The following is a 502-nucleotide window of genomic DNA, read 5'->3' as shown; positions in this document are numbered from 1 at the left end:
GATGTAGTGCCTACACAGATTGTTTTGTTATTAAATGAAGGACGCTAAATGTAATACAAACACTATTACGCAGCGGATTTGTCGGTCAGGCAACGCCGCCAGAAATTTGTTTAAGATGATAATCATTAATTATATCTGAACTTTTTTCGTAGCGAGGCAGTTGAGCGACAAAAACCAAGCATAGGCTTGTAGCTCAGCTGGTTAGAGCGCACCCCTGATAAGGGTGAGGTCGGCAGTTCAAGTCTGCCCAAGCCTACCATTTCTTATTTTATCGTAAAATTTACTGCTTTTATGCTATCAGCATAGAGCTTGTTTGTTATGTGTAAAAAAGAAATGCCACTAGTTAAATCTCAGTTAACTAGTTTGATATTTGGGGCTATAGCTCAGCTGGGAGAGCGCCTGCCTTGCACGCAGGAGGTCAGCAGTTCGATCCTGCTTAGCTCCACCACTTTTAAGTGCATTTATATAAGTGTATTTAAAAGTGGTATTTATTACCGCGAAT

The 502-nt window shown here is 40.6% G+C and carries 2 tRNA genes; both read left to right on the top strand.

Annotated elements, in window-relative coordinates:
* The first annotated feature begins 182 nt into the window (after window positions 1-182).
* Window positions 183-259, top strand: a tRNA-Ile gene (locus J8L84_RS20245).
* Window positions 260-372: 113 nt separating this feature from the next.
* Window positions 373-448, top strand: a tRNA-Ala gene (locus J8L84_RS20240).
* Window positions 449-502 lie beyond the last annotated feature (54 nt).

It is taken from the genome of Alteromonas sp. MMG017, assembly GCF_018100795.1.
In the GTDB taxonomy this organism is placed as follows: Bacteria; Pseudomonadota; Gammaproteobacteria; order Enterobacterales; family Alteromonadaceae; genus Alteromonas.
Note: the sequence above shows the minus strand (reverse complement) of the source record. Positions and strands in the feature narration are given on the sequence as shown.